We start from the raw sequence: 23010 nt of genomic DNA, 5'->3' as shown, positions 1-23010 counted from the left end.
AAGTATTATTAAATATAACAAGCCGATTCTGAAAAGAATCGGTTTTTGTATTTTTACAATCGACAATAAAAAATCCCTATGGCTAAAAAAATAAAAGATCCTGGATTGGGATATTCTTCAAAAAGAAATGCACAAAATATTATTAATAAAGACGGAACCTCAAACATTCGTCATATCAATAAGAAATTTACAATTCGTGATATTTACACGTATTTTATTGAACTATCTTGGATAAAATTTTTTGCTTTTGTTTTTATTGGTTATACACTTCTAAATATAGTTTTTGGATTAATCTACATATCAATAGGTATTGAGCAAATAACAGACGAAAAAGGTTCTTTTTTTGAAAACTTATTAAATGGTTTCTTTTTTAGCGCCCAAACATTAACTACAGTTGGTTATGGGGCTTAGCACCTCAAGGGGTAATAGCCAATTTTATAGCTGCTTTTGAAGCTATGCTAGGTTTATTAAGCTTTTCTTTTATAACTGGACTTATATACGGGCGATTTTCTAAACCTAAAGCTGCAATTCATTTTAGCGAAAATATAGTTCTAAGAGATTTTAAAGAACACAGAGCTTTAATGTTTCGTATAATGAATAGCAGAAAAACGGTAATGATAGAACCAGAAGTTACAGTAACTCTATCAATAACAGAAGACTCAGGAAATCATAAGTTTAAACGAAATTATTATAGATTCTCTTTAGAAAGAGATAAAATAATGTACCTTCCAACTACTTGGACTATTGTACATGAAATAGATGAAAACAGCCCTTTATTTAAATATACTAGTGAAGAAATAGCTAAACTAGATGCTGAACTTTACATTCTTGTTCGTTACCATGAACAATCTTTTGGGCAAGATGTATATCAAATATCTTCTTACGATTTCTCTAAACTAAAAGTTGGTGCTAAATATATTCCTACTTTTTATTATGATGATGAAGGATATACTGTTTTAGATCATTCAAAATTAAATGAGTTAGAAGACATTGATTAATGTTTATTTATATACTTAAAAAGAAATAACAATAAAATAGTTACTATTATCGATATCGCCACGTATAATGCTGCGTTTTGATAATGCTTTTTATTTCTTTTAGCATCTTTCTTATAACTAACAACCATAGCTATTATAAAAACAACCACAAATAAGCTTGCAAAAATTATTCGACCAGGTGTAAACATAAAATTATATTTTCAGCAAAGTTAAAGAATGATTTATATTGATGATTACTAAATTTTAGATTTTTTAAGAATTTGTGTTTCAAATAATAATTATCATCTATAATAAAGTTTTAATACCTTCTTAAAAAGAGAGAGAATAAGAAATAAACTTTATATATTTACTTGATAGGTAAAATGTTTTAACCTTATCTGTAAACTAACTATATGCAAACTAAAACGGCTATTGTTTTTGGAGCCACTTCTGGTATTGGAAAAAGATTAACAGAGTTTTTAATTAATGATGGTTATAGAGTAGCTATCACAGGAAGGCGAAAAGAAAAACTAGAAGAGTTAAAAAATAATTATCCTTCTCAAATTATTAGTAAACAAAACGACATACAAGATATTGAAAGCGTTGAAAATGTATTTAACGAAATCGTTTCGGAATTAGGAAAAATTGATTTGATTATACAATCATCGGGGGTAGGTTTTACCAATACTAAGTTAAACTGGGAAAAGGAAAATACTACTTTACAAACTAACGTAATTGGTGTTACTAAGTTATATAACTTAGCTTATCTTTTATTTAAAAAACAAGGTTTCGGACATTTGGTTGGTATTTCATCTATTGCTTCGTTGCGTGGTAATCGATTTGCTCCTGCTTATTTTGCTTCAAAAGCATATCAAAAGGCATATCTAGAAAGTTTATACATCAAAACAAAATCGATACCCTCAAAAAAAGTTTATATCACAGATATTCGACCTGGTTTTGTAGATACAGCAATGGCTTTAGGTGATGGTATATTTTGGCTTACACCCCTTGAAAAAGCAAGTAAACAAATTTATAGTGCTATTAAAAGAAAAAAACGAGTAGCCTATATATCTAAGCGATGGATATTGATTGCATGGGTTCTAAAAATAGTTCCAGCTAAACTTTTAAAATTAGCCACATAACACATTATGACAAAGAAAAACTTAATCGTACTTGATATAGACGACACACTTACTAAAAGTGAAGACAAACACACCGATTCATTATTATTTGCAATGAAGCACTTTGGAATAACCGAAGTAAATACTGATTGGAAAACTTATAAAAACGCTACAGATAGTTATATTTTTAGTGTTAACTATGAAAAAACACATCAGAAAAAATTTGACTTTGGTTTTATTCCTGAATTTGAAAAAGTCATGACCGAACATTTTTTAAGTTATCCTGATACTCCAGAAATTGAAGGTGCTCAAAAAATGGTTGATTTTTTTATTAATGAAACCAATTATGGTGTTTGCTTTGCCACTGGCTCTATTTTACAACCTGCCTTTTTAAAATTACAACAAGCAAATATCAATTTAATTCCTCAAGTTTTAGAAGCTTCAAATACAATTTTCACAAGAGAAGATATTGTAAAATCGGCAATAGAAAAAGCAAAAAATTATTACCATACTTCTAATTTTGAAAACATTATTTCTTTTGGAGATGGTTTGTGGGATGTTACAACTGCTAAAAATTTAGACATCCATTTTGTAGGTGTAAATGATAAAAACATTTCAGACTTTAAAAAAATGAACATCAAACATCACATTAGTAATTGGACTCAATTTAATCTTAATGATACAGAAAAAAAACTAGGCATAAAATAATTCATTATAAAAAATCTACATACATGAAAAACAAAATTAACGCTGTTCACGAATTTCATACCGCTTTCGGTTTAGGTATTAAAAACACCCCTACAACAAACATTGATAAAGAAAGAAAACTTCTTCGTTACAACCTAATGAAAGAGGAAAATGAAGAATATTTAGAAGCTGCTGAAAATAATGATTTAGTAGAAGTTGCCGATGCTTTGGGTGATATGCTGTATATTTTATGTGGAACAATTATTGAGCATGGTATGCAGGATAAGATTGAAGAAGTATTTAATGAAATACAACGAAGTAATATGAGTAAATTAGGAGAAGATGGGAAGCCTATTTACCGTGAAGATGGGAAAGTTTTAAAAGGACCCAATTATTTTAAACCTAACATAGAACAAATTTTAAAAAAATAATTATTTAATTTTATTTACCTAAAATTTGATCTAACTCAAAGGTTAAAGTACGTACATTATTAACCATCTTAATAATAACCCCATTAGTATCAACAATTACATGTGTAGGATATTGTTTAACTTTCAATTTCTTGGACATGTATTTTTTTTGCATTGGTATGGTTGGATATTTAAATGTTTTTGTTTTTAGAAATTTAATTAGCTTATCTTTTTCATCAAAGGCCAAACTAACGAAGGCTACTTTTTCATCTTTGTATTTATCTACTAGCTTATTTAACTCAGGAAATTCTTCTACACAAACCTTACAAGTAATAAACCAACATTTCAATACTAGTAATTTACCTTTTGTGTCTTTTTTATTATAAGGCACACCATTTAAATCTACAAATTCATAAGCTGGAAGTCGTTTTCCTTCCATTCTAAAATAATGATTTGCATTAGTCGCTAAACTCTTTATTGATTTTTTAATTTTTACTTCAGAAGTGTTTTTTAAAGATACTAATTGATAAGAAAGTTCTCTTTTATCAACTCTTTTCATAGGTAAATAAGAACCAATTCTTAATAAATTTAAAAAAGCACCTTTACTAATATTTTCACCATTTTCATCAAGAGCTTTAAAAGTTGACATCAAATCAATATTCTTTTTTGAATATAAATCCCAACTCTTAAAGCTCTTTTGAACATCACTAGACTTTAAGTCTAATATTAATTTATTGTTTGTAACTTCCGATTCAGTTTTTACTTCAGCTAAATCATTTGTTTTCAAATAAGTATTTATACTAAAAAAGCTTATTCCAAAACCAGCTACAATAGACAACATTGTAAGCAGTATATTTTTCATTCTCTCCCATTTAAGTAATTATACTTTTAATATAATTAACTCTTTTTTGGAGAAAATATTTTATCCTTTTTAAACTTTAACACTCCAATTATGAATATCTTCTCCTCTGTTATACTGAATATTAAGTAGCTTTTCTTTAAAAATTGAAGCATATGAATTTTCAATTTCTGGCAAATCATAATCAGTTTCTTTATACCCGAAACCAGCTATAGGAGAAATAACAGCAGCAGTACCAGCTCCAAACATTTCTTTTAATTCACCACTCTTTGCTGCTTCAACAACTTCTTTAACTGTTATTTTACGCACTTCAAATGGTATTTTATTATCTTCTGCTAATTGAAGTATACTTTTACGAGTAATACCATCTAAAATCCTATCACTTGTAGGGCTAGTTATTAAAGTATCGTTAATTCTGATAAAAACATTCATTGCTCCTGCCTCTTCAATATATTCATGTGTATTATCATCTGTCCAAACTACCTGATTATACCCTTTATCTATAGCTAACTGAGTAGGATAAAATTGAGCAGCATAATTACCTCCAGCTTTTGCAAAACCTACACCTCCGTTGGCTGATCTTGCATATTTCTCTTCAATTAGAACTGTTACTTTTCCAGAAAAATAAGCTCCTGAGGGCGCAGTACATATAATTAATTTATACTCATCAGCAGGTGATGCATGAAAACCTTCTCCTGTGGCAAACATAAAAGGACGAATATATAACGAACTTCCTTCATTAGTTGGTATCCAAGCGTTATCAACCTTTAACAACTCCTTTAAACCTTTCATGAATAAATCTTCTGGAATTTCTGGTATAACCATTCTTTTTGCTGAGATATTTAGTCTCTTACAATTATCTAAAGGACGAAACAACAAAGTATTACCTTCTGTATCTTTATAAGCTTTCATACCTTCAAAAATAGATTGTCCGTAATGGAAAATTTTAGCAGAGGGATCTAAAGTTATAGGACCATAAGGTACTATACTAGGATTTTGCCATTTCCCATCTACATAATCACAGACAAACATATGATCTGAAAAAACACTTCCAAATTTTAAATCGTTAAAATCTACTTGACTAATTTTAGATTCTTTTATTGGTTGAATTTTAATATCCATAAAACTACTATTTTTATAATACAACAAAGTTACAAAAACAATAAGTATCAAAAGCATTACTTTAAGAGTTAAACAAATATACCTATCTTTGTTATTCTATATTTTTAAGCAACTGATTATGAAAAAACTACTAACTGCAACTCTTGTTGTTGCTACTCTATTTTTATCTTGTAAAACAGAAAAAAAAGAAACTACTACAGAAAAAAGCTCTCAAAAATCTGAATATGTATCTTTTGGTGAAAAAATTTCTAGTGATAATACTTTGTCAAAAACAGATGTTCTTGCTAAATTCCAAAATTTAAAATCTGGCGACACTTTAAATATAAAATTTGCGTCTACTATAAATGAAGTTTGTAAGAAAAAAGGATGTTGGATGAAATTAGATTTAGGAAATGAAAAGGAATCTATGGTACGTTTTAAAGATTACGGATTTTTCATGCCACTTAACTCTGATAAAAAAGAAGTTATTGTTAACGGTAAAGCTTTTGTCACTGAAACTTCAGTAAAAGATTTACAACATTATGCTAAAGATGCGGGTAAAAGCGAAGAAGAAATAGCAAAAATTACCGATCCTAAATACACTTATGCTTTTGAAGCTGATGGTGTTTTACTAAAAAACTAATGAGAAGACCACTCATAATTTTGATATTAATTTCTCTTCTTTTTTCTTGTAAAAAAGAAGAGAAAAAGAATACAGAGTTAATCATGTATAAGCAGTCAGAAATGGCAGCTTTAATGAATACTATGTACCATGTTAATTTAAATTTAAAAGAAAAAATACTTAAAGGTCAAATACCTGATTCTTTTCCTGAAAGATATTTAAAAATACACACAGCTACATTAACAGATTCTACTGACAGAACACCTAGCTTTAAACAGTTTTCAAACCTCTATATACAAAATATGAAAAAAGTATATACTAGTTCTAAAGACTCTTTAACAACAAACTTTAATCAAGCTGTAAATAGCTGTATTGCTTGTCATCAAACTACTTGTACAGGTCCAATACCAAGAATTAAAAAGTTATTAATTAAATAATTTGAAAAGAGAAATAATTATAACCTCTGATGGTTCAACAACTATACATTTACCTGAATGGGATGAACAATATCATTCTAAACACGGAGCTATTCAAGAAGCTTATCATGTATTTATTAAAAGTGGTTTAGAGACTATCGAAAAAAAAGAAATTTCTATACTTGAAATTGGGTTTGGAACTGGATTAAATTGTTTAATTACTTTTTTAGAATCTCAAAAAAGCATCAATTATGTTGGTGTAGAGGCCTATCCTATTACAGGTAAAGAAATTGAAAGTTTAAATTACGTATCTACTTTAAAAGCAGAAAAACAAGCTATTCATTTTAACAAAATGCATAGTTGTTCCTGGGAAGTGAAACACCAAATTACTTCGAACTTCAGCTTATTAAAACAACAAAAAAAATTTAAAGAGATTAAAGATGAAGATACTTACAACTTAATATATTTTGATGCATTTGGAGCTAGAGTTCAACCAGAATTATGGACAGAAGAAATTTTTAATAAAATGTTTATTTCTCTAAAGAATGATGGTGTATTGGTAACTTATTCTGCAAAAGGAAGTGTTAGGAGAGCAATGCAAAAAGTTGGATTTATTGTTGAACGACTTCCAGGACCTCCAGGAAAAAGAGAAATGTTAAGAGGAACCAAAAGAAATTAATCTACCTTAAAACTCCACTCTAAAAATAATATTCGGAGTAAAACTCAAAGAGTATGTATCAATTGTATTTAAAGTAGCTTTAAAAGCATCATCATAAGAAACTTCACTTGTTCTTTTTAATATATTTTTTCTATTATAAATGTTTAAAAAAGAAATACCTACTTTAGATATAATCTTATTTTTCTTATCCCAAAAAAAATTATACGTAGCAGACGCATCTAACCTATGATATGCTGGTAAATTGGAGTTATTATACTTTTCTATCTCTAACCCATTATTAGGATTTAAATTAATCAAAGAACTAAATGGTAAACCCGCTTTATAAGTCCACCCCAAAGATAAATCCCAACTACTTAATTTAATTTGTTGTGCTATGTATAGTGAATTTGAAATATTAAATCCCCCATTAAAAGATTGATTACTATTAAAGCCATCAAAAGTAAGAGCGGTATTTCCTAAATTATAGCTAAACCAAGTATTTAATCTATTACTCCACTTTTTTCTTACTAACAAATCAAATCCTCTAATTAAAGCACTACCATTGAAAACTGTTTTACTGTAATTATTAAACCCAGAACTTAAAGAAGTTATTCCATTTATACTTTTATAGTACATTCCAAAATCAACTACCCATTTTTTATACTTAAATATACTTCCAAATGTAAATTGTTTACTTTGTAAAAGTGGGATCTCTTCATTATCAGAAAGAGCCCATAATTTATTTTCTAAACCAAAATCTGAAGTAAAAAACTCTACAATTTTACTGGTGTATTGCTGTTTTAATTCCGCTGAAGCATTCAACCAAAAATTAGGTGCTATTTTCAATTGAGTATATAATCTTGGTTCTGCAACAACTTTATTTAATGATGATAGGTAAGTTGTTCTTACTCCCATATCTACTATAAAAAAATCTTTGTTTTTATATTTATAACCCGTTAATATACTGTGGCTATTAATACTACCATCATTTTTATTTTTAGACTCAGAAAAAACAACAGTGTTTTTTTTCTCCAAATTAAAAAAAATCTTACTAAAAGCGTACTGATAGCCAATTAAAAAACTACTTTTTTTATTCAACTCTTTTGTTATCAAAAAATCAAAACTTAATTCATTAACTGTATTATCTTTATTTGTATAATCATATATAGTTTTTGCTCTATTTTTTTCTCGTTGATACCCTAAGGTATATTTTGCATGATATACATTTAAATTATGCTTCCAACTAGTATTCCATTTTGAATCCCAGGTAGCACCAAATCCATAATTTTTAATTTTTAATTTATCGCTTCTTATATCATTTATTTTAAAGTTTTGCAAACTATAATCTAACGAGTTATGTATTAATATTTGTTGTAATGTTATTTTATTTTTCTCATTTAACTGGTATAGAAATTTTGTATTCATATCAAGAAAACTAAAATCATTTTTTGCTTCTACATAAGGTTGTTCTGCCAGTAAATTTCCTTTTGAAATACTTGTATTTTGAAACACTTTAGTAGAAATATTATTCATTGTAGGGGTTTTTAAAAAATCAGACAGTGAACTTCTAATAGATAATTGTATTCCTATTTTTTTTGTTAACGGTATTGTTGTGAAAGCATCAATTGCGGTCATATTTACCCCAAATCCAGTTGACTGTTTTTGAGGAACTTCATCCATGGAATTCATAGATATTACTCCAGCAATATGGTTTCCGTATTTAATATTAGAAGCATTTTTATAAACTGTTACCTTATCAATAATATTTGGATTAAATGCTGAAATAGAACCAAAAAAATGAGCTGTATTGTATAGTTTAATACCATCAAATAAAATTAAATTTTGATCTGGAGTTCCTCCTCTAATATGAATTCCTGCGGCTGTTTCTACAGGGCTTTGAATCCCTGGTATTTGCTGAGTACTTAATAATACATCTGACTCTGTTAAACCAGGTAAAACTCCACGTTTTTTGGGTCTCATAACAATAGAACCATCATCATTTTTAATTGTATTTGTTGAAAGGTAATTTGCAATAATTACTTCATCTAAAACATTAAGCTTTTCTTTTAATTTAACTTCTAAACATTTCTTTTTGTAAAAGTCGTTCCCTAACATAAGAATTGTTTTGTAACCTGCAAAAGACACCTGTAATGTATCATTAATTCTGATTTTCTTTAATTTAAAAAAACCATTAGAATCTGTTGTAGTTCCTATGCTCTGTTTATTTTTTAAAACAATAGTCGCTTGCTCCAAAGAATAATTTGTTAAACTATCTTTGATATAACCACAAATATTTATTTTTTTAGAAGTATATTTTACAATAGAATAATAACGTTCATTTATTTTATTTATATAAACCCCTACCTCTTTTTCAATGCTTTGTAATAAGTCCTCTAAATTTTCACCATTAATAGGAAGTTCAAAATATTTATTATTTATTGTTTCTTCAGCATAAGAAAACTTTACATTATGCTTGCTTTCGATATTAAAAAGCACTGTTTTTAATAAGTTCTTTTTTTTTACTTTATTTTGGGTAAACACTGAACTTGCAACAAATAAAACAACTAGAAAAAAAAAACAATTTCGCATATAACCTATTTATAAAATAAAACTTCTTTCTCTTTAACTTCATACTTGAATCCCATAGTATCAGTTATTGCTACCAATGCTATGGTTAGATCAGAATTAGAAAAACTTCCTGAAAACCTTCTTTCTAAATCTATATTTTTTGTTTTTATTAAAACCCCAAAAACATCTTGTATCTTATTAACAACATATTTTAAAGGAGTATTATCAAAAGAAATTTCACCATTTTTCCAAATTGGTTCAAAACTTTCAATATTCCAATTTTCGTAAGCTTCATTTTTAATTTGCCTAATAGCTTGATTTTTCACCAATATATGTTCCACTCCTTTTCTGCTAACCAATACTTTGCCTTCATAACACTTAACTTCTAAAAAGTTTAATTGCGAATTAACATTAAAAGCTGTTCCTAAAACTGATATTTCTCCTTCATTACTTATCACTTTGAACTTCTCCCCTTTTTTCACTTTAAAATAGGCTTCTCCTTTAAGAGTTACTTTTCTAGTTTTACTCCAAAGTTTCGGAGAAAATGACACTTTAGAATTGCTATTTAAAAGAACCTCGGAACTATCTGGTAAAAATACTGTTAATTGTTCTCCATACATTGTTGTAAACTCTTCTACTGAACTATTTTTCATTTGAAAAACTCCAAATAAAAGCAATATAGTAGCAGCAACACTAGCTCCCCAATAACCAATGCTTATTTTTTTAGTTTTATTCTTTTTTTCATTTCTTGTTTTATTTAAAAACTGATTGTACAATTCTTTTTCATTAGAACCAGGAACATAAAACTCTGAACTATATTTTGCAATTTTAGAATATGTTTCAAACTCTTGTCTTTGCTTTAATACAGTTAATTCATCTTCAGAAATATCATTCTCCAGCCATTTAGCTAATAATATATTATATTTTTCATTATTCATAAACTAAATGATTTCTATTTTTTTTCGTAATTCTTTTAGTGCACTGCTCATTCTTTTTTCAACCGTTTTTATAGATATATCTAAAACATCAGCTATCTCTCTGTACTTTTTTTTATCTATTCTATTCATCAAAAAAACCTCTCGATCTTTATCCCTCAATTCAGCTATAGCTTGTTGTAATTTCTTTAGAAATTCTTTTTCTTCAAGTAAAAACTCAGGATCTTCATTTGTTGAATTAATAGGGTTTTGTAGTTTTTCATGTTCTAGAACTACCTTCTTATGAGAAAAAAAACTCATGAGTGAATTAAATGACATTTTATATAATAATGCTTTAACTGTATTAGGTATTATGTTTGAGCAATTCTTCCATATTTTCATAAATGCATCTTGCACAATATCTTCAGATAACGATACATCACCACATTTATAATAAATATAATTTCGCAGCGCTTTTATATTTGTTTTGTAAACCTCTTCAAAAACAATAGGATTACAAATTGACTTTTTATCACTAATCATACACAAACCAAGATACTGTATTTAGTTTTAAGTTTCAATTAGAAAAGATTTCTTTTTTTAAGAAATCTTTTCTAAAATTATAGTTTTATTTTTTTTCTATTAATGAAATATCATCGATGGCTGCTGCCCCAACCATATGAATATACAGTGTATAATCTCCAGATTTTAAATCAACATTTAAATCTTTTGCATAACTAATCCACCCACTTGACTCAATTCTTGGTTCTAACTGTATAATTGAATTTTTAAAAGGATCTTTCTCTTCTTTTTTACTTATATACACTTTAAATACATATCCCCAACCAGTAAAGTCTCCTGGCCTATAATAATTAAATGAAATTTTACCTTTACCTTTTAATAATGGTACTGAAAGCTTAAAATCCTTTTTAGCTACCCCGTCAAAAACACCTTTACAATTCCCCATATTCAACCCTAAAAACCTAGTATCATTACCTTTAAAACTGTACCCTTTCCAAGTTGTAAACGTTTTAGAAGTTCCGGTAAACAACCTTCCACAATGATTTTTATCTGCAGAAAGATTAACCACTGGTGTATTAGCTGTATAATCACTCTCTTTTGCTGTTAAAAAACCTTCATTGCTTTTTTCAAAAGAATATTTAAATAATTCTAACTTATTATCCTCTTCTGAATTTGGATTTACTATTTCATCATTTGAACATGATGTTAATATCATTACAGCCAATACTGCTGTTCCTAATAAATTTATTTTTTTCATTTTTAAAATTTTAGTTTTACCTTTTGATAGCATATCCAGCACCTTTACCAAGATCACTCATAGATATACTAAGTTTTATTATTTTTACTATTCTCTGAATTCTATTAATAAATAATTTCATAATCCCCCATTTTAAATTAATATTTTTTTTACCTAAACGTTTAGCTTCATATCTAATACTTTTATACTTCTTTTTACCCTATACTTTTTTTAAAAAAAATAAAATTTACTTTTTATTAATGTAAATAGATTGGTTTGTTTTACCTTCGAATTGTAATTTTTCAGAATAGAGTAAATGGAGTTTAAAAGAAGGTTTGGAAATAGAAAAAGAACAAAACCTAAAAAAGGATTGTTTTTTATAATACTGTTAGCAATTGCTCTTTATTTATGGTTAAATGCAGAAAAACTTTTAGAAAGAATTTTATAAATGAAACCATTTAAATTTAAAGAATTCACAATACATCAAGATAAAACTGCTATGAAAATTGGCACTGATGCTGTTTTATTAGGAGCTTGGTGTTCACTAAACAATTATCCAGATACTATTTTAGATATAGGTTCAGGAACTGGTATTATTTCTTTAATGTTAGCACAAAGAAGTAATGCTTCTACTATAGATGCTGTAGAAATAGAAGCAAATGCATATGAACAAACAGTAGAGAATTTTGAGCAATCCGATTGGGGAGATCGCTTATTTTGCTATAATGCTCCTTTTACCGAGTTTGCTATTGAAATGACTGAAGAAGAAGAACAATATGATCTTATTATTTCTAATCCTCCTTTTTACAATGATGAATTTGAAACAACTGATTTAGCAAGAAATAAAGCACGCTTTACAACATCTCTTTCTTTTAAAGAATTAATTGAGGGAGTACGTAATTTACTTTCAAAGGACGGTTTATTTTCGGTAATAATTCCATCTAAAGAAGAAAAAGAGTTTATTAAAATAGCAAAATCAAATAATCTTTTTCCTAATAAAATATGTCACGTAAAAGGAAATGAAAACACAGAGTTTAAAAGAAGTTTGTTAGAGTTTTCTTTTATAGAATCTGATATTATACAAGAAGAATTAGTTATTGAAAAAGAAAGGCACCAGTATACTGATGCCTATATAAATCTTACCAAAGATTTTTATTTAAAAATGTAATTATTATAGTTAGTGTGTTTTATCTGAATAATTAAATTCTTTACTCAAAAAATCATTTACAATTTCATTAAACATTTTTGATTTATTACGAGGGGCTCCATGATTAGTACCTGGCATTATACATAATTGTGCAGTAGATAAGTTGCTAAATATCTCTACAGCATGTTTATTTTTAATAATGTCTCTATCTCCATTCATAATTAATACAGAAGCTTTAATTTTTTTCAACTCTAAATGGCTAATATTCGGTTGGGTTAACAACATTCTATCTAATTGTAATTCTGTTTTCCAATCTTTAGATGTATCACCTTTCATTATCATTGTTAATGTTTCTGCATGCATCTCTCTAACTTGCTCTAATGCCCAGCTATTAACAGCTGTAGTATCTGGTCGTAAATTAGCACCCATAGTTACTATTTTATTCACCTTAACCTCATTAGTTATTCCTATTTTTAAAGCTAAAATTCCACCATCACTCCAACCAAGAATGTTGACTGCATCTAATTTCAAATATTTTATAAGCTCCACAAAATCTTTTGTCATTTGTGTATAAGTTAAAGAGTCTGTTTTCAATTCAGATTTACCTTGACCTCTACTATCAGCTACAATTACCCTATATTTATCTTTAAAATAATCAATTTGATACTCCATTGCTTTTATATCTGCACCGCATCCATGAATTATTAATAAAGGTTCACCTTTACCGTATTCTTCGTAATAGATATTAGCTCCATTTATCTTTACATACTTCCCAACTGCAGAATTATTTCCATAAGGAGTATTAAATTTATCTTGTGCATTTATAATGCTAAACTGAAAAATTAAAAAAGAAAAAATAATTTTATGAAAGGTTGATTTTTTCATTATTGACTTTTGTTATTTGTGTTATGGTATTGTTTTTAATTAATTATATTAATAACCTGCAAAACTAGTAGGAAATAAATTAACTCCCTAATTCATTTAGGTTAAATTAACTTTACTTTATTGATTTTTATCTTTCTACTAAAAAATACTTTCTTTCTGTAGAAAAATAAAAACAGTTTTTCAATAGAAATTTCTCCCTAAGAATGTTACTTATTAAAAATAAAATAGGCACTGATAAATCAATGCCTATTTTATTTTTAATAAGTATTTACTATACTGTTTTTATGTAACTGTGATAATAAATGACTCAAAATTAGTGTACTTTTTATTGTTAATAATCTTTTGTAAGTTAAAGATTATTTTTTTAATCAATAAAAATTAACCTTTTACGCTCTCAGGATTATACCCTAAAAAAGGTACATCTTTCTCTTTAAAAATAATTCCATACTCCTCCAACTCCTTTAAAATAGGCTCATACACTTCTTTATTTATTGGCAACTGTACTCCTGGAGTAGTTATATCTCCATTCAAAATTCGTAATGCAGCCATGGCCACTGGTAATCCTACAGTTTTTGCCATAGCGGTATATGTTTGATCATCTCCTTTAATAATCATACTACTTTCAACCTGATGCTTACCTCCATCTTTCTCATAACCAAAAATATGGTGCATTACAATCATATCTTTATCTTCTTTTTCTAAAGTCCAAGAATCCATTAATATCTTTTGTAAAATTTGTGCTGGTGTTGCATTCTTTAAGTTTACTTTCTTCTCTGGATTAAAAATATCTAACTCTAAAAATTTATCCCACATTATATCATCTTGGTCAATTTTTAAATAAGAACGAAACTTTAACTCAACTGAGTCAGAAGGAGAGTATGCCAAAAATAAGTTTGTAAAATCACGGTAACTCATATTTTCAGAATCCTCAATAGTATAAGAATCATCAGTCATTCCTAACTGAACAAATACATTCCAAGCTCTAGAAAAACCAACTTTACGTACCGTTCCTCTGTACATTGTTTCTATGTCTTCCAATCCATAAATACTTCTATACTTTAAAGAATCTCTATTAGCATAAGCTTCAAATTTCCCACTTCCATTAATCGTTAAAAACTCTGTTCTTCTAAACAATTTATGGTAAGGTATATATTTATAAGTCCCTTCTTGAATAAACATAGAAGCACCTCCTTGCCCTGCTAAAACTACATTTCTTGGATTCCAGGTAAACTTATAGTTCCATAAATTAGTATCACTCTCAGGAGCTACCAAACCTCCACAAAAAGATTCAAACAGTAACATTTTACCTGAATCATCTTTAATTCTATCAATTACTTGCATAGCACTCATATGATCAATCCCTGGGTCTAAACCAATTTCATTCATGAAAACTAAGCCCTTCGATTTTACTTGGGCATCCAAAGCTTTCATCTCTTCAGAAATATAAGATGCAGTAACCATATGTTTACTATAAGTAACACAATCTTTTGCTACCTCTATATGGAAACGTGCAGGTAACATTGATATCACAATATCAGCTTTTTTTATCGCGGCTATTCTTTCCTCTTCTTTAAATACATCTAACTTAATTGCTGATGCATTTTTATGCCCATTAATTTTCGACAATGCATTTTCTTCTGATACATCTCCAATAGTAATATGTAGATTTTCTGTTGAAGACTTATCTAACAAATATTTTATAAGCGAAGAACTAGATCTTCCAGCACCAATAATCAATATATTTTTCATCTATATAATGTACTTTTGTTCTTATTAATTTAGGGTAGCAATATCGTTAAAAAAGTTTAATTTTAAACAAAAACTTTAAAAATGTATAAAAATTTAACAATAGCTTCAGTTTTAGGAGCAGTAGCAGTGGTTCTAGGTGCATTTGGTGCACATGCTTTAAAAAATAAATTAAGCCCAGAAGCTTTAAATAGCTTTGAAACAGCTGTGAAATATCAAATGTATCATGCTCTTTTTTTATTATTCATAAATGTAAGTAATCAAATAACCACCTCCTTTAAGCATAAAATAAGTCTTTTAGTAATCATTGGTATTATTTTATTCTCTGGATCTATCTACGCTATCCAGCTACTAAGTGTTCCTGCTAAATATATTTGGTTCATTACACCATTGGGGGGACTATTATTAATTTTAGGTTGGTTTTTAACCTCTTTTTATTTTTTAAAGAAAGTTATTAAGAATGAATAGTTAATAAAATTTGCTGATGTATCAGGTGTTTTAACAAAAAGAACTATTTTTGTCCCAAATAAAACACAACTAAAATATTTTAAGATGACAAATCTTGATGCGAAAACGATTTCGATAGACAGCCTAGGTATTAAAGATGCTACGGTGCGTTATCAATTGACTTCAGACGAGTTGCATGATATTACTATTGAAAAAGAACAAGGAGAAAATACTAGTTTTGGTGCATTAGCAGTAAAAACAGGTGAATTTACAGGACGTTCTCCTATGGATCGATTTATCGTTAAAGACGATATCACCAAAGATGAAATTTGGTGGGGAGATATAAACATCCCTTTCGATTCCGAAAAGTTTGATAAATTATACGATAAGGTTACTTCTTATCTTTCAAATAAAGAGGTTTTTGTTAGAGATAGTTATGCTTGTGCTGATGAAGACTATAAATTAAACATTAGAGTCGTAAACGAATATCCTTGGAGTAACATGTTTGCTTACAACATGTTTTTACGTCCAACGGAAGAAGAGTTAAAAGGATTCTCTCCTGAATGGACTGTCGTTAATGCTCCTGGATTTATGGCAAACCCTGAAGTAGATGGTACACGTCAACATAATTTTGCTATTTTAAATTTTAGTAAAAAAATAGCTTTAATTGGAGGTACTGGCTATACTGGTGAAATTAAAAAAGGAATTTTCTCTGCTTTAAATTTCATTTTACCTGTTGATAAAAACACATTACCAATGCACTGTTCTGCTAATATTGGAAAAGATGGTGATACTGCCATTTTCTTTGGTTTATCAGGTACTGGTAAAACTACTTTATCTACAGATCCAAACCGTAGTTTAATTGGAGACGATGAACATGGTTGGACTTCTGAAAACACTGTTTTTAACTTTGAAGGAGGTTGTTATGCTAAAGTAATTGACTTATCTCAAGAAAAAGAACCTGAAATTTACGGAGCAATAAAGCGTGGTGCAATATTAGAGAACATTGTAATGGATGAAAAAGCAGATGTTGATTTCCATAATACTTCAATTACTCAAAACACTCGTGTAAGCTACCCTATTTATCATATTGAAAACATTCAAAAACCATCAATAGGAAAGAATCCTAAAAACATTTTCTTTTTAACTGCTGATGCTTTTGGTGTATTGCCTCCAATATCTAAATTAACACCTGGTCAAGCTGCTTACCATTTTATTTCTGGTTATACAGCTAAAGTGGCGGGTACTGAAGCTGGAATTAATGAACCTTTACCAAGTTTTTCTGCTTGTTTTGGTGCTCCATTCATGCCTTTACATCCAACTCGTTATGCTGAAATGCTAAGTAATAAAATGCAAGAAGCTGGTGTAAATGTATGGTTAATTAATACAGGATGGACTGGTGGTTCTTATGGTACAGGAAGTAGAATGAAATTAAAGCATACGCGTGCTATGATTACTGAAGCTTTAGAAGGTAAGCTAGAAAATGTTGAATTTGTACAACATCCAATATTTGGATTATCAATGCCTACAACTTGTGAAAATGTTCCTGATGAAGTTTTAAATCCTAAACAAACATGGGCAGACAAAGATGCTTATGATGCTAAAGCAATGGAATTAGCTACTTCATTTAGAAAGAATTTTGCTCAATTTGAAGAAATGGCAAGTGAAGAAATTATTAAAGGAGGGCCAATAGCTTAACTTAAAAAATATAACAATTAAAAAAGCATCCTGTAAAGGGTGCTTTTTTTATGCAGAAATACTACTTATTTTAGCATTTATAAAAGAACAAAGAATGACAATACAAGGAAATATAGTTGATATTATTAATAGACGAATTTATAAGGGTGAAATTGAATGTAAAAACGGAAAAATAGTTACTATAAAAGAAGCTAATCATTCGATTGAAAACTATATTATCCCAGGTTTTGTAGATGCACATATTCATATTGAAAGCTCTATGCTAGTTCCTTCTGAATTTGCAAAAATTGCAGTAATTCATGGAACAGTTGCTACTGTTTCTGACCCACATGAAATAGCAAATGTACTAGGAATTGAAGGAGTTAATTTTATGATTGAAAATGGGAAAAAAGTCCCGTTAAAATTTAATTTTGGTGCTCCTTCATGTGTTCCTGCAACTTCTTTTGAAAGTGCTGGTGCAATCATTGATTCAGATGACATCAAAAAAATGATGGAAAACCCTGACATCAAGTATCTAGCTGAAATGATGAATTACCCAGGTGTTATATATGATGACACTGAAGTTCTAAAAAAAATAGGTTGGGCTAAACATTACAATAAACCTGTAGATGGTCACGCTCCTGGTTTAAGAGGGGATGATTTAACTAAATACATTTCTGCTGGTATTTATACAGATCATGAATGCTTTACATACGAAGAAGCTTTAGAGAAGCTTCAGAAAGGAATGAAAATTATTATTAGAGAAGGTAGTGCTGCTAAAAACTTTGATGCTTTAATTGATTTACTACCTGATCATTTCGAAAACATGATGTTTTGCTCTGATGATAAACACCCAGATGATTTATTAGTTGGTCATATTAATCACTTATGTAAACGTGCTGTAGCTAAAAATATTGATGTTTTTAAAGTATTACAAGCTGCTTGTATAAACCCTGTGAAACATTATAATTTAGAGGTCGGTTTATTAACAGAAGGAGATGATGCCGATTTTATAGTGGTTAACGATTTAAAAGAATTTAATGTTTTACAAAATTATATTAATGGAGAGTTAGTTGCTGAAAACGGAAAATCTTTTATTAAGTCCGTAGAATTTGAAGTTTTAAATAATTTTAATACTGATAAAAAAATTATATCTGATTTTGAGTTTCATTCTTCTTCTGATAAAATAAGAGCTATTGAAGCTTTGGACGGTGAATTAATTACCAACGAAATTGAAGTAAACTCGTTAATTAAAGAAGGCAACTTAGTTTCTAATATAAATAATGATGTATTAAAAATGACAGTAGTAAATCGTTATCAAAACTCAGAGCCAGCTATTGCTTTTATTAAAAATTTCGGATTGAAAGAAGGTGCTATTGCTAGTTCTGTTGGCCATGATTCACATAATATTATAGCTGTAGGTGTTTCAGATGAAGCTATTTGTAAAGCTGTAAACCTTTTAATTGAAAACAAAGGTGGTATTTGTGCAGTTTCAAATACTGTTGAAAAGGTAGTACCCTTACCTGTTGCTGGAATTATGAGCGACAAACCTGCTAATGAAATTGGAAAGGCCTATGCTGAGTTAGATACCATAGCAAAACAACTAGGGAGTAAACTTCGTGCTCCATACATGACATTATCATTTATGGCGTTACTAGTTATTCCTTCTTTAAAATTATCTGATAAAGGATTATTTGATGGAAACACATTCAAATTCACTTCTCTTGAAGTAAAATAGAAAATAATAAAATTCATTTTAAAACAAAAGCTTGTTTAACTAAAAATTAAACAAGCTTTTTATTTTTACCAATTTAAAAGGATTCCTTTCCCTCCACAAACCTTGCTTCCAAGCACCTCAATATCTACATTATAATTCAAAGTTTTATTAGTAGGATCGGAGTTTAAAATTATTTGTGTTTTACCTGTCCCCACAGCCCCACTAATTTCAACAGGTAAAGGATCCATTAATTCTAAAAATCTAGTTCCAATTGTAACTCCTGCAAATTTAGCAGTAACAGTAATATTCTCTTGAGTTAAATCTAAATTATAGGTAAGTAATAATGGTCCAAATTCTCTTGAACCACCATGTTGACCTGATAATTGCTCTATGTTTACTGGATAATTTGTAGTTTGCTCTGACATAATAATTAGTTTTAAAGTGTTTATTACTTAATTTTTTCTTAAAAGTACCCTAGCTATTTAATGTTTTAGAAAAAAAAGGAACAAAAACATCAATTTTGTGTATAAGAATACGAAACCATAGAACTAATTTCATGAAGTATCTAATAATATTAAATTACCTACCAAGCTTATATAAAAACAACATGCTCTACCTTATTAAATTATCAATAAAATGAATATTTTAAAAATATAATAATACTTTAGTGCCACAAAATCACATCATGAAAAAAATAAATCTTTTAAGTTTTTTAATCTTAATTTGTTTAACAAGCTGCACAGACATAAAGAAAGAAGAAAAAGTAAGTAAAAAATATGCAGAAGAGCCACACTCTTTTTCAAAACCTAACCAAGCGGTTATTACCCATCTGAATCTAGATATTAATGTTAATTTCAATTCAAAACAAATTGAAGGAACTGCAACATATAATATCACTAGCAATGAAGCTTCTGAGATTATCTTAGACACCAAGTTTTTAGAAATTAAAAACGTGCTAGCCGACAACAAAGAAGTGAAATTTTCTCTTGGAGATTTTAATAAACAATTAGGGAAAGCTTTAAAAATACCTATTACTTCAGGTACAAAAACTATCACAATACATTATAATACTACTAATAAAACAGAAGCTTTACAGTGGTTAACACCTCAACAAACTGCAGATAAAACTGATCCGTTTTTATTTACACAAGGGCAAGCTATTTTAACCCGTACTTGGATACCAATACAAGATAGCCCGCAAATTAGAGTTACCTATAACGCAACTGTAAAAGTACCATCTTCATTGATGGCTGTAATGAGTGCCGAGAATCCTAAAGTAAAAAATGAGGATGGTATTTATACATTTAAAATGAAACAAGCTATTTCTCCTTACCTAATTGCACTTTCTGTTGGTAATATAGAATATAAAGCTGTTAGTAATAGAACTGGTATTTATGCTGAAAAATCTGTGTTAGATAAAGCGCATGAAGAATTTTCAGACATGGAAAAAATGGTTGCTGCTGCTGAAAATTTATATGGTGATTATGACTGGGAACAGTTTGACGTTATTGTTTTACCCCCAAGTTTTCCTTTTGGAGGAATGGAAAACCCTCGTTTAACATTTGCAACTCCAACTGTTATTGCTGGAGATAAAAGTTTAACCTCATTAATTGCTCATGAGCTAGCACATTCATGGTCTGGAAATTTAGTTACAAATGCTACCTGGGATGATTTCTGGTTAAATGAAGGATTCACTGTTTATTTTGAGCTACGTATTATGGAAGCTTTATACGGAAAAGACAGAGCCAACATGTTAGCACTTATAGCTAAACAAGATTTAGAAGATGAGCTAGAAGGCTTTAAAGATTCTCCTGAAGACACTAAATTAAAATTGAACTTAAAAGGCCGTAATCCTGATGACGGAATGAATAGCATTGCTTATGATAAAGGATATTTATTTTTAAGAACTTTAGAAGAAACTGTAGGTAGAGAAAAATTTGATATCTTTTTAAAAAATTATTTTAAAACTCATGCCTTCTCAACAATGACTACTGAAAAGTTTATTACTTATTTAAATGCAAACCTTTTAGAAAAAAATCAAGTTGAATTTAATACAGAAGAATGGATTTACAAACCTGGAGTTCCAAAAAATCAATCAATAATCACTTCTGATAAATTTAGTAATGTAGAAAAAGTGTTATCTGAGTTTATTAACAAAAATAGCATTGATGCTACTATTACAAAAGACTGGACAACACAAGAATGGGTTCACTTCATTCGTAATTTCCCTAAAGAAATTACAGTAGAACAATTAACAACACTTGATACTATCTTTAATTTAACAAGCTCAACAAACTCTTACATTGCTATGGTTTGGTTTGAAAAAGCCATAACGCATAATTATAGAGGTAATAATGTTGATGCTACTATTGAAGCTTTTTTAACTAACGTTGGTAGACGTTGGTATGTATCAACTATTTTTAAAGCGTATAAAAACAGTAACAAAGTTGATGAAGCATTAGCTATATATAAAAAATCACGTGTTAACTATCATTCAGTAACCGCAAATACTATTGATGACATGTTAGGGTACAAAGAATAATATCTAGTCTAATACTATAAAAAAACTCAGAATTTAAAATTAAATTCTGAGTTTTTCTTTACAGTAAAACGTATAAACTCACTTTATATATTGTTTATTAATTCCCGTTTTTTCTTGGATTTAAAACCCCAGCGGTAATAGTATAAATTGGCCCTTCTTGAGCAAATCCAAAAATACCATATTCTCCACCTTCATAAATTTGATTTTCTCTTTCCCCAAAAGGCACCTTTGCCCAATTTATAACATCTGCTTCAGAAACAGCTATTGTTCTACTAGGGTAAGATGGATCAGTTGGGCAAAAAATTTCAACTGTAAAACTTCCTTCTAAACCATTTTCTGGTATTAAAAACCAAGTTGGTGTTGCTGGTGCTTGTTTCCCTTCTTGTGGTGGTATTGGTAAAGCAACATTTTCATTTACTGGGAAAGATCCTTCACGTAATGATCCGTTGCATACACCTACAATTTTGCAACATAATTTATCCCCATCTGCTGCTCCTGGATCATTTTGACTTAAAACTGATAATTGAAATACTTTTGACATAATTTCTGTTTTTTTTTAGTAAACTAAACTGTTTAAAAATTGTCTTTACAAATAAAATGAAGTCATCTTAAAATATCTGATTTACAGATTACTCTTAAATAAAAAAATTCGCAATGACTTTAATGATGAATTTTTAGGCAGTTTCATTATTATTAATAATTAATTTTAAACGGTAGCCGTAGCCTTAACATCTAATGTTATATTTAAATTACCCTGAGCCCAAACCACTCCTTCTAATGGTTTATCTTCTTTATTTAATAAACTGTATGGTTCACCATCATTTAAAGTAAATTCAAAATTATAAGGCCCTCCCCAATTTAAACCTGCATATACTAAAGAATAGTTTCCTGCTGGTATTTTTACAGTGATAGCTCCACTTAAATCTTTTGATGTACCTCCTTCTGGTTGATATGTACCTGAAAAAGTTCCATTTTCACTTGCTTCTACATTGATATCTAAATCTACTGCATGAAAATTCCCACTTTGTATATTACATATTTCATAACTTTCGCTTCCATTCACAGCAAAAAGAACAAGTTGATTATCACATTTTGTTATGTTAATTGTATTTGACATAATTTCTTTTTTGGGTTAGTAATTAAATTCGAAAAATTGTAGTTAACTATTATTTCTAATTCAAAATTACTTTAGAAGTACCCTAGAAATATAAAAAATGGAATAAGACAAGAATTCTTTTCCACAAAGGAAGAAAAGTAT

The 23010-nt window shown here is 28.7% G+C and carries 26 protein-coding genes; 14 read left to right on the top strand and 12 right to left on the bottom strand.

Annotated elements, in window-relative coordinates; translation table 11 throughout:
* Positions 1 to 78: 78 nt before the first annotated feature.
* Both BLV71_RS09605 and BLV71_RS09600 read left to right on the top strand, forming a co-directional pair.
* The gene (locus BLV71_RS09605) at positions 79 to 411 is read left to right on the top strand and encodes an ion channel (protein WP_093870339.1); all 333 of its coding nucleotides are present in this window, start codon (positions 79 to 81) and stop codon (positions 409 to 411) included.
* Between the two features lie 44 nt (positions 412 to 455).
* The gene (locus tag BLV71_RS09600) at positions 456 to 998 is read left to right on the top strand and encodes a hypothetical protein (protein ID WP_093870338.1); all 543 of its coding nucleotides are present in this window, start codon (positions 456 to 458) and stop codon (positions 996 to 998) included.
* Here BLV71_RS09600 and BLV71_RS09595 read toward each other — a convergent pair.
* A complete protein-coding gene (locus tag BLV71_RS09595; protein WP_093870337.1) occupies positions 995 to 1186 on the bottom strand; it encodes a hypothetical protein in 192 nt (63 codons plus the stop codon). The two genes, BLV71_RS09600 and BLV71_RS09595, sit on opposite strands and share 4 nt — an antisense overlap.
* A gap of 204 nt (positions 1187 to 1390) precedes the next feature.
* On the opposite strand from BLV71_RS09595, the gene BLV71_RS09590 reads away from it, so the two are divergent.
* Genes BLV71_RS09590 through BLV71_RS09580 form a run of 3 tightly spaced genes read left to right on the top strand, consistent with a single transcriptional unit; the run spans position 1391 to position 3216 of the window.
* Positions 1391 to 2119 (top strand): SDR family NAD(P)-dependent oxidoreductase, encoded by a 729-nt coding sequence (locus BLV71_RS09590; RefSeq protein WP_093870336.1) that lies wholly within the window; start codon positions 1391 to 1393, stop codon positions 2117 to 2119.
* Positions 2120 to 2125: 6 nt separating this feature from the next.
* Positions 2126 to 2806: an HAD family hydrolase gene (locus tag BLV71_RS09585; protein WP_093870335.1), complete on the top strand. Its 681-nt coding sequence runs from the start codon at positions 2126 to 2128 to the stop codon at positions 2804 to 2806.
* Positions 2807 to 2829: 23 nt separating this feature from the next.
* Positions 2830 to 3216: a pyrophosphohydrolase domain-containing protein gene (locus tag BLV71_RS09580; RefSeq protein WP_093870334.1), complete on the top strand. Its 387-nt coding sequence runs from the start codon at positions 2830 to 2832 to the stop codon at positions 3214 to 3216.
* Positions 3217 to 3226: 10 nt separating this feature from the next.
* On the opposite strand, the gene BLV71_RS09575 is transcribed toward BLV71_RS09580, so the two are convergent.
* Together BLV71_RS09575 and BLV71_RS09570 are read right to left on the bottom strand one after the other, a co-directional pair.
* Positions 3227 to 4057 (bottom strand): TlpA family protein disulfide reductase, encoded by an 831-nt coding sequence (locus BLV71_RS09575; RefSeq protein WP_093870333.1) that lies wholly within the window; start codon positions 4055 to 4057, stop codon positions 3227 to 3229.
* Positions 4058 to 4126: 69 nt separating this feature from the next.
* The gene (locus BLV71_RS09570) at positions 4127 to 5176 is read right to left on the bottom strand and encodes a branched-chain amino acid aminotransferase (protein WP_093870332.1); all 1050 of its coding nucleotides are present in this window, start codon (positions 5174 to 5176) and stop codon (positions 4127 to 4129) included.
* Positions 5177 to 5294: 118 nt separating this feature from the next.
* Between BLV71_RS09570 and BLV71_RS09565 the strand changes: the two genes are divergently transcribed.
* Genes BLV71_RS09565 through mnmD form a run of 3 tightly spaced genes read left to right on the top strand, consistent with a single transcriptional unit; the run spans position 5295 to position 6872 of the window.
* Complete coding sequence (locus tag BLV71_RS09565; RefSeq protein WP_093870331.1) at positions 5295 to 5798, top strand: DUF4920 domain-containing protein; 504 nt, start codon at positions 5295 to 5297, stop codon at positions 5796 to 5798.
* Positions 5798 to 6214: a hypothetical protein gene (locus tag BLV71_RS09560; protein WP_093870330.1), complete on the top strand. Its 417-nt coding sequence runs from the start codon at positions 5798 to 5800 to the stop codon at positions 6212 to 6214. Before BLV71_RS09565 ends, BLV71_RS09560 begins: the two co-directional genes overlap by 1 nt.
* A 1-nt stretch (position 6215) precedes the next feature.
* Positions 6216 to 6872, top strand: coding sequence for a tRNA (5-methylaminomethyl-2-thiouridine)(34)-methyltransferase MnmC2 (gene mnmD, locus BLV71_RS09555; protein ID WP_093870329.1), 657 nt, complete (start codon positions 6216 to 6218; stop codon positions 6870 to 6872).
* A 6-nt stretch (positions 6873 to 6878) separates the two neighbouring features.
* Here the strand turns inward: mnmD and BLV71_RS09550 are convergent, their stop codons facing one another.
* From BLV71_RS09550 to BLV71_RS09535, 4 genes are all read right to left on the bottom strand, one after another.
* Positions 6879 to 9347, bottom strand: coding sequence for a TonB-dependent receptor (locus BLV71_RS09550; protein ID WP_176974383.1), 2469 nt, complete (start codon positions 9345 to 9347; stop codon positions 6879 to 6881).
* 98 nt (positions 9348 to 9445) lie between these two features.
* A complete protein-coding gene (locus BLV71_RS09545; RefSeq protein WP_093870327.1) occupies positions 9446 to 10357 on the bottom strand; it encodes a FecR family protein in 912 nt (303 codons plus the stop codon).
* Positions 10358 to 10360: 3 nt separating this feature from the next.
* Positions 10361 to 10876, bottom strand: coding sequence for an RNA polymerase sigma factor (locus tag BLV71_RS09540; RefSeq protein WP_093870326.1), 516 nt, complete (start codon positions 10874 to 10876; stop codon positions 10361 to 10363).
* An 85-nt stretch (positions 10877 to 10961) separates the two neighbouring features.
* Positions 10962 to 11612, bottom strand: coding sequence for a hypothetical protein (locus BLV71_RS09535; RefSeq protein WP_143032774.1), 651 nt, complete (start codon positions 11610 to 11612; stop codon positions 10962 to 10964).
* A 295-nt stretch (positions 11613 to 11907) separates the two neighbouring features.
* Here BLV71_RS09535 and BLV71_RS18840 point away from each other — a divergent pair, with 295 nt between their 5' ends.
* Positions 11908 to 12039, top strand: a complete 132-nt coding sequence (locus tag BLV71_RS18840; protein WP_255405147.1) for a hypothetical protein — start codon at positions 11908 to 11910, stop codon at positions 12037 to 12039.
* Complete coding sequence (locus BLV71_RS09530; protein WP_093870324.1) at positions 12040 to 12759, top strand: tRNA1(Val) (adenine(37)-N6)-methyltransferase; 720 nt, start codon at positions 12040 to 12042, stop codon at positions 12757 to 12759.
* Between the two features lie 9 nt (positions 12760 to 12768).
* On the opposite strand, the gene BLV71_RS09525 is transcribed toward BLV71_RS09530, so the two are convergent.
* Positions 12769 to 13623, bottom strand: coding sequence for an alpha/beta fold hydrolase (locus BLV71_RS09525; RefSeq protein ID WP_093870323.1), 855 nt, complete (start codon positions 13621 to 13623; stop codon positions 12769 to 12771).
* 378 nt (positions 13624 to 14001) lie between these two features.
* Positions 14002 to 15372, bottom strand: coding sequence for a saccharopine dehydrogenase family protein (locus BLV71_RS09520; protein WP_093870322.1), 1371 nt, complete (start codon positions 15370 to 15372; stop codon positions 14002 to 14004).
* Positions 15373 to 15453: 81 nt separating this feature from the next.
* On the opposite strand from BLV71_RS09520, the gene BLV71_RS09515 reads away from it, so the two are divergent.
* From BLV71_RS09515 to ade, 3 genes are all read left to right on the top strand, one after another.
* Positions 15454 to 15837 (top strand): DUF423 domain-containing protein, encoded by a 384-nt coding sequence (locus BLV71_RS09515; RefSeq protein WP_093870321.1) that lies wholly within the window; start codon positions 15454 to 15456, stop codon positions 15835 to 15837.
* 84 nt (positions 15838 to 15921) lie between these two features.
* The gene (gene pckA, locus BLV71_RS09510) at positions 15922 to 17514 is read left to right on the top strand and encodes a phosphoenolpyruvate carboxykinase (ATP) (protein WP_093870320.1); all 1593 of its coding nucleotides are present in this window, start codon (positions 15922 to 15924) and stop codon (positions 17512 to 17514) included.
* A 94-nt stretch (positions 17515 to 17608) separates the two neighbouring features.
* On the top strand, positions 17609 to 19231 hold the full coding sequence (ade, locus tag BLV71_RS09505) for an adenine deaminase (protein WP_093870319.1): 1623 nt from the start codon (positions 17609 to 17611) through the stop codon (positions 19229 to 19231).
* Between the two features lie 65 nt (positions 19232 to 19296).
* Here ade and BLV71_RS09500 read toward each other — a convergent pair whose 3' ends face one another.
* The gene (locus BLV71_RS09500) at positions 19297 to 19635 is read right to left on the bottom strand and encodes a hypothetical protein (RefSeq protein ID WP_093870318.1); all 339 of its coding nucleotides are present in this window, start codon (positions 19633 to 19635) and stop codon (positions 19297 to 19299) included.
* A 260-nt stretch (positions 19636 to 19895) separates the two neighbouring features.
* Between BLV71_RS09500 and BLV71_RS09495 the strand changes: the two genes are divergently transcribed.
* A complete protein-coding gene (locus BLV71_RS09495; protein ID WP_093870317.1) occupies positions 19896 to 21752 on the top strand; it encodes a M1 family metallopeptidase in 1857 nt (618 codons plus the stop codon).
* 97 nt (positions 21753 to 21849) lie between these two features.
* Here the strand turns inward: BLV71_RS09495 and BLV71_RS09490 are convergent, their stop codons facing one another.
* Positions 21850 to 22293, bottom strand: coding sequence for a hypothetical protein (locus BLV71_RS09490; protein WP_093870316.1), 444 nt, complete (start codon positions 22291 to 22293; stop codon positions 21850 to 21852).
* 165 nt (positions 22294 to 22458) lie between these two features.
* Complete coding sequence (locus tag BLV71_RS09485) at positions 22459 to 22869, bottom strand: hypothetical protein (protein ID WP_093870315.1); 411 nt, start codon at positions 22867 to 22869, stop codon at positions 22459 to 22461.
* Between the last annotated feature and the right edge of the window lie 141 nt (positions 22870 to 23010).

This window comes from Tenacibaculum sp. MAR_2010_89 (genome assembly GCF_900105985.1).
GTDB classification, from domain to species: Bacteria; Bacteroidota; Bacteroidia; order Flavobacteriales; family Flavobacteriaceae; genus Polaribacter; species Polaribacter halocynthiae.
The sequence above is the reverse complement of the archived record's forward strand: the minus strand, read 5'-3'. Positions and strand labels throughout refer to the sequence as shown.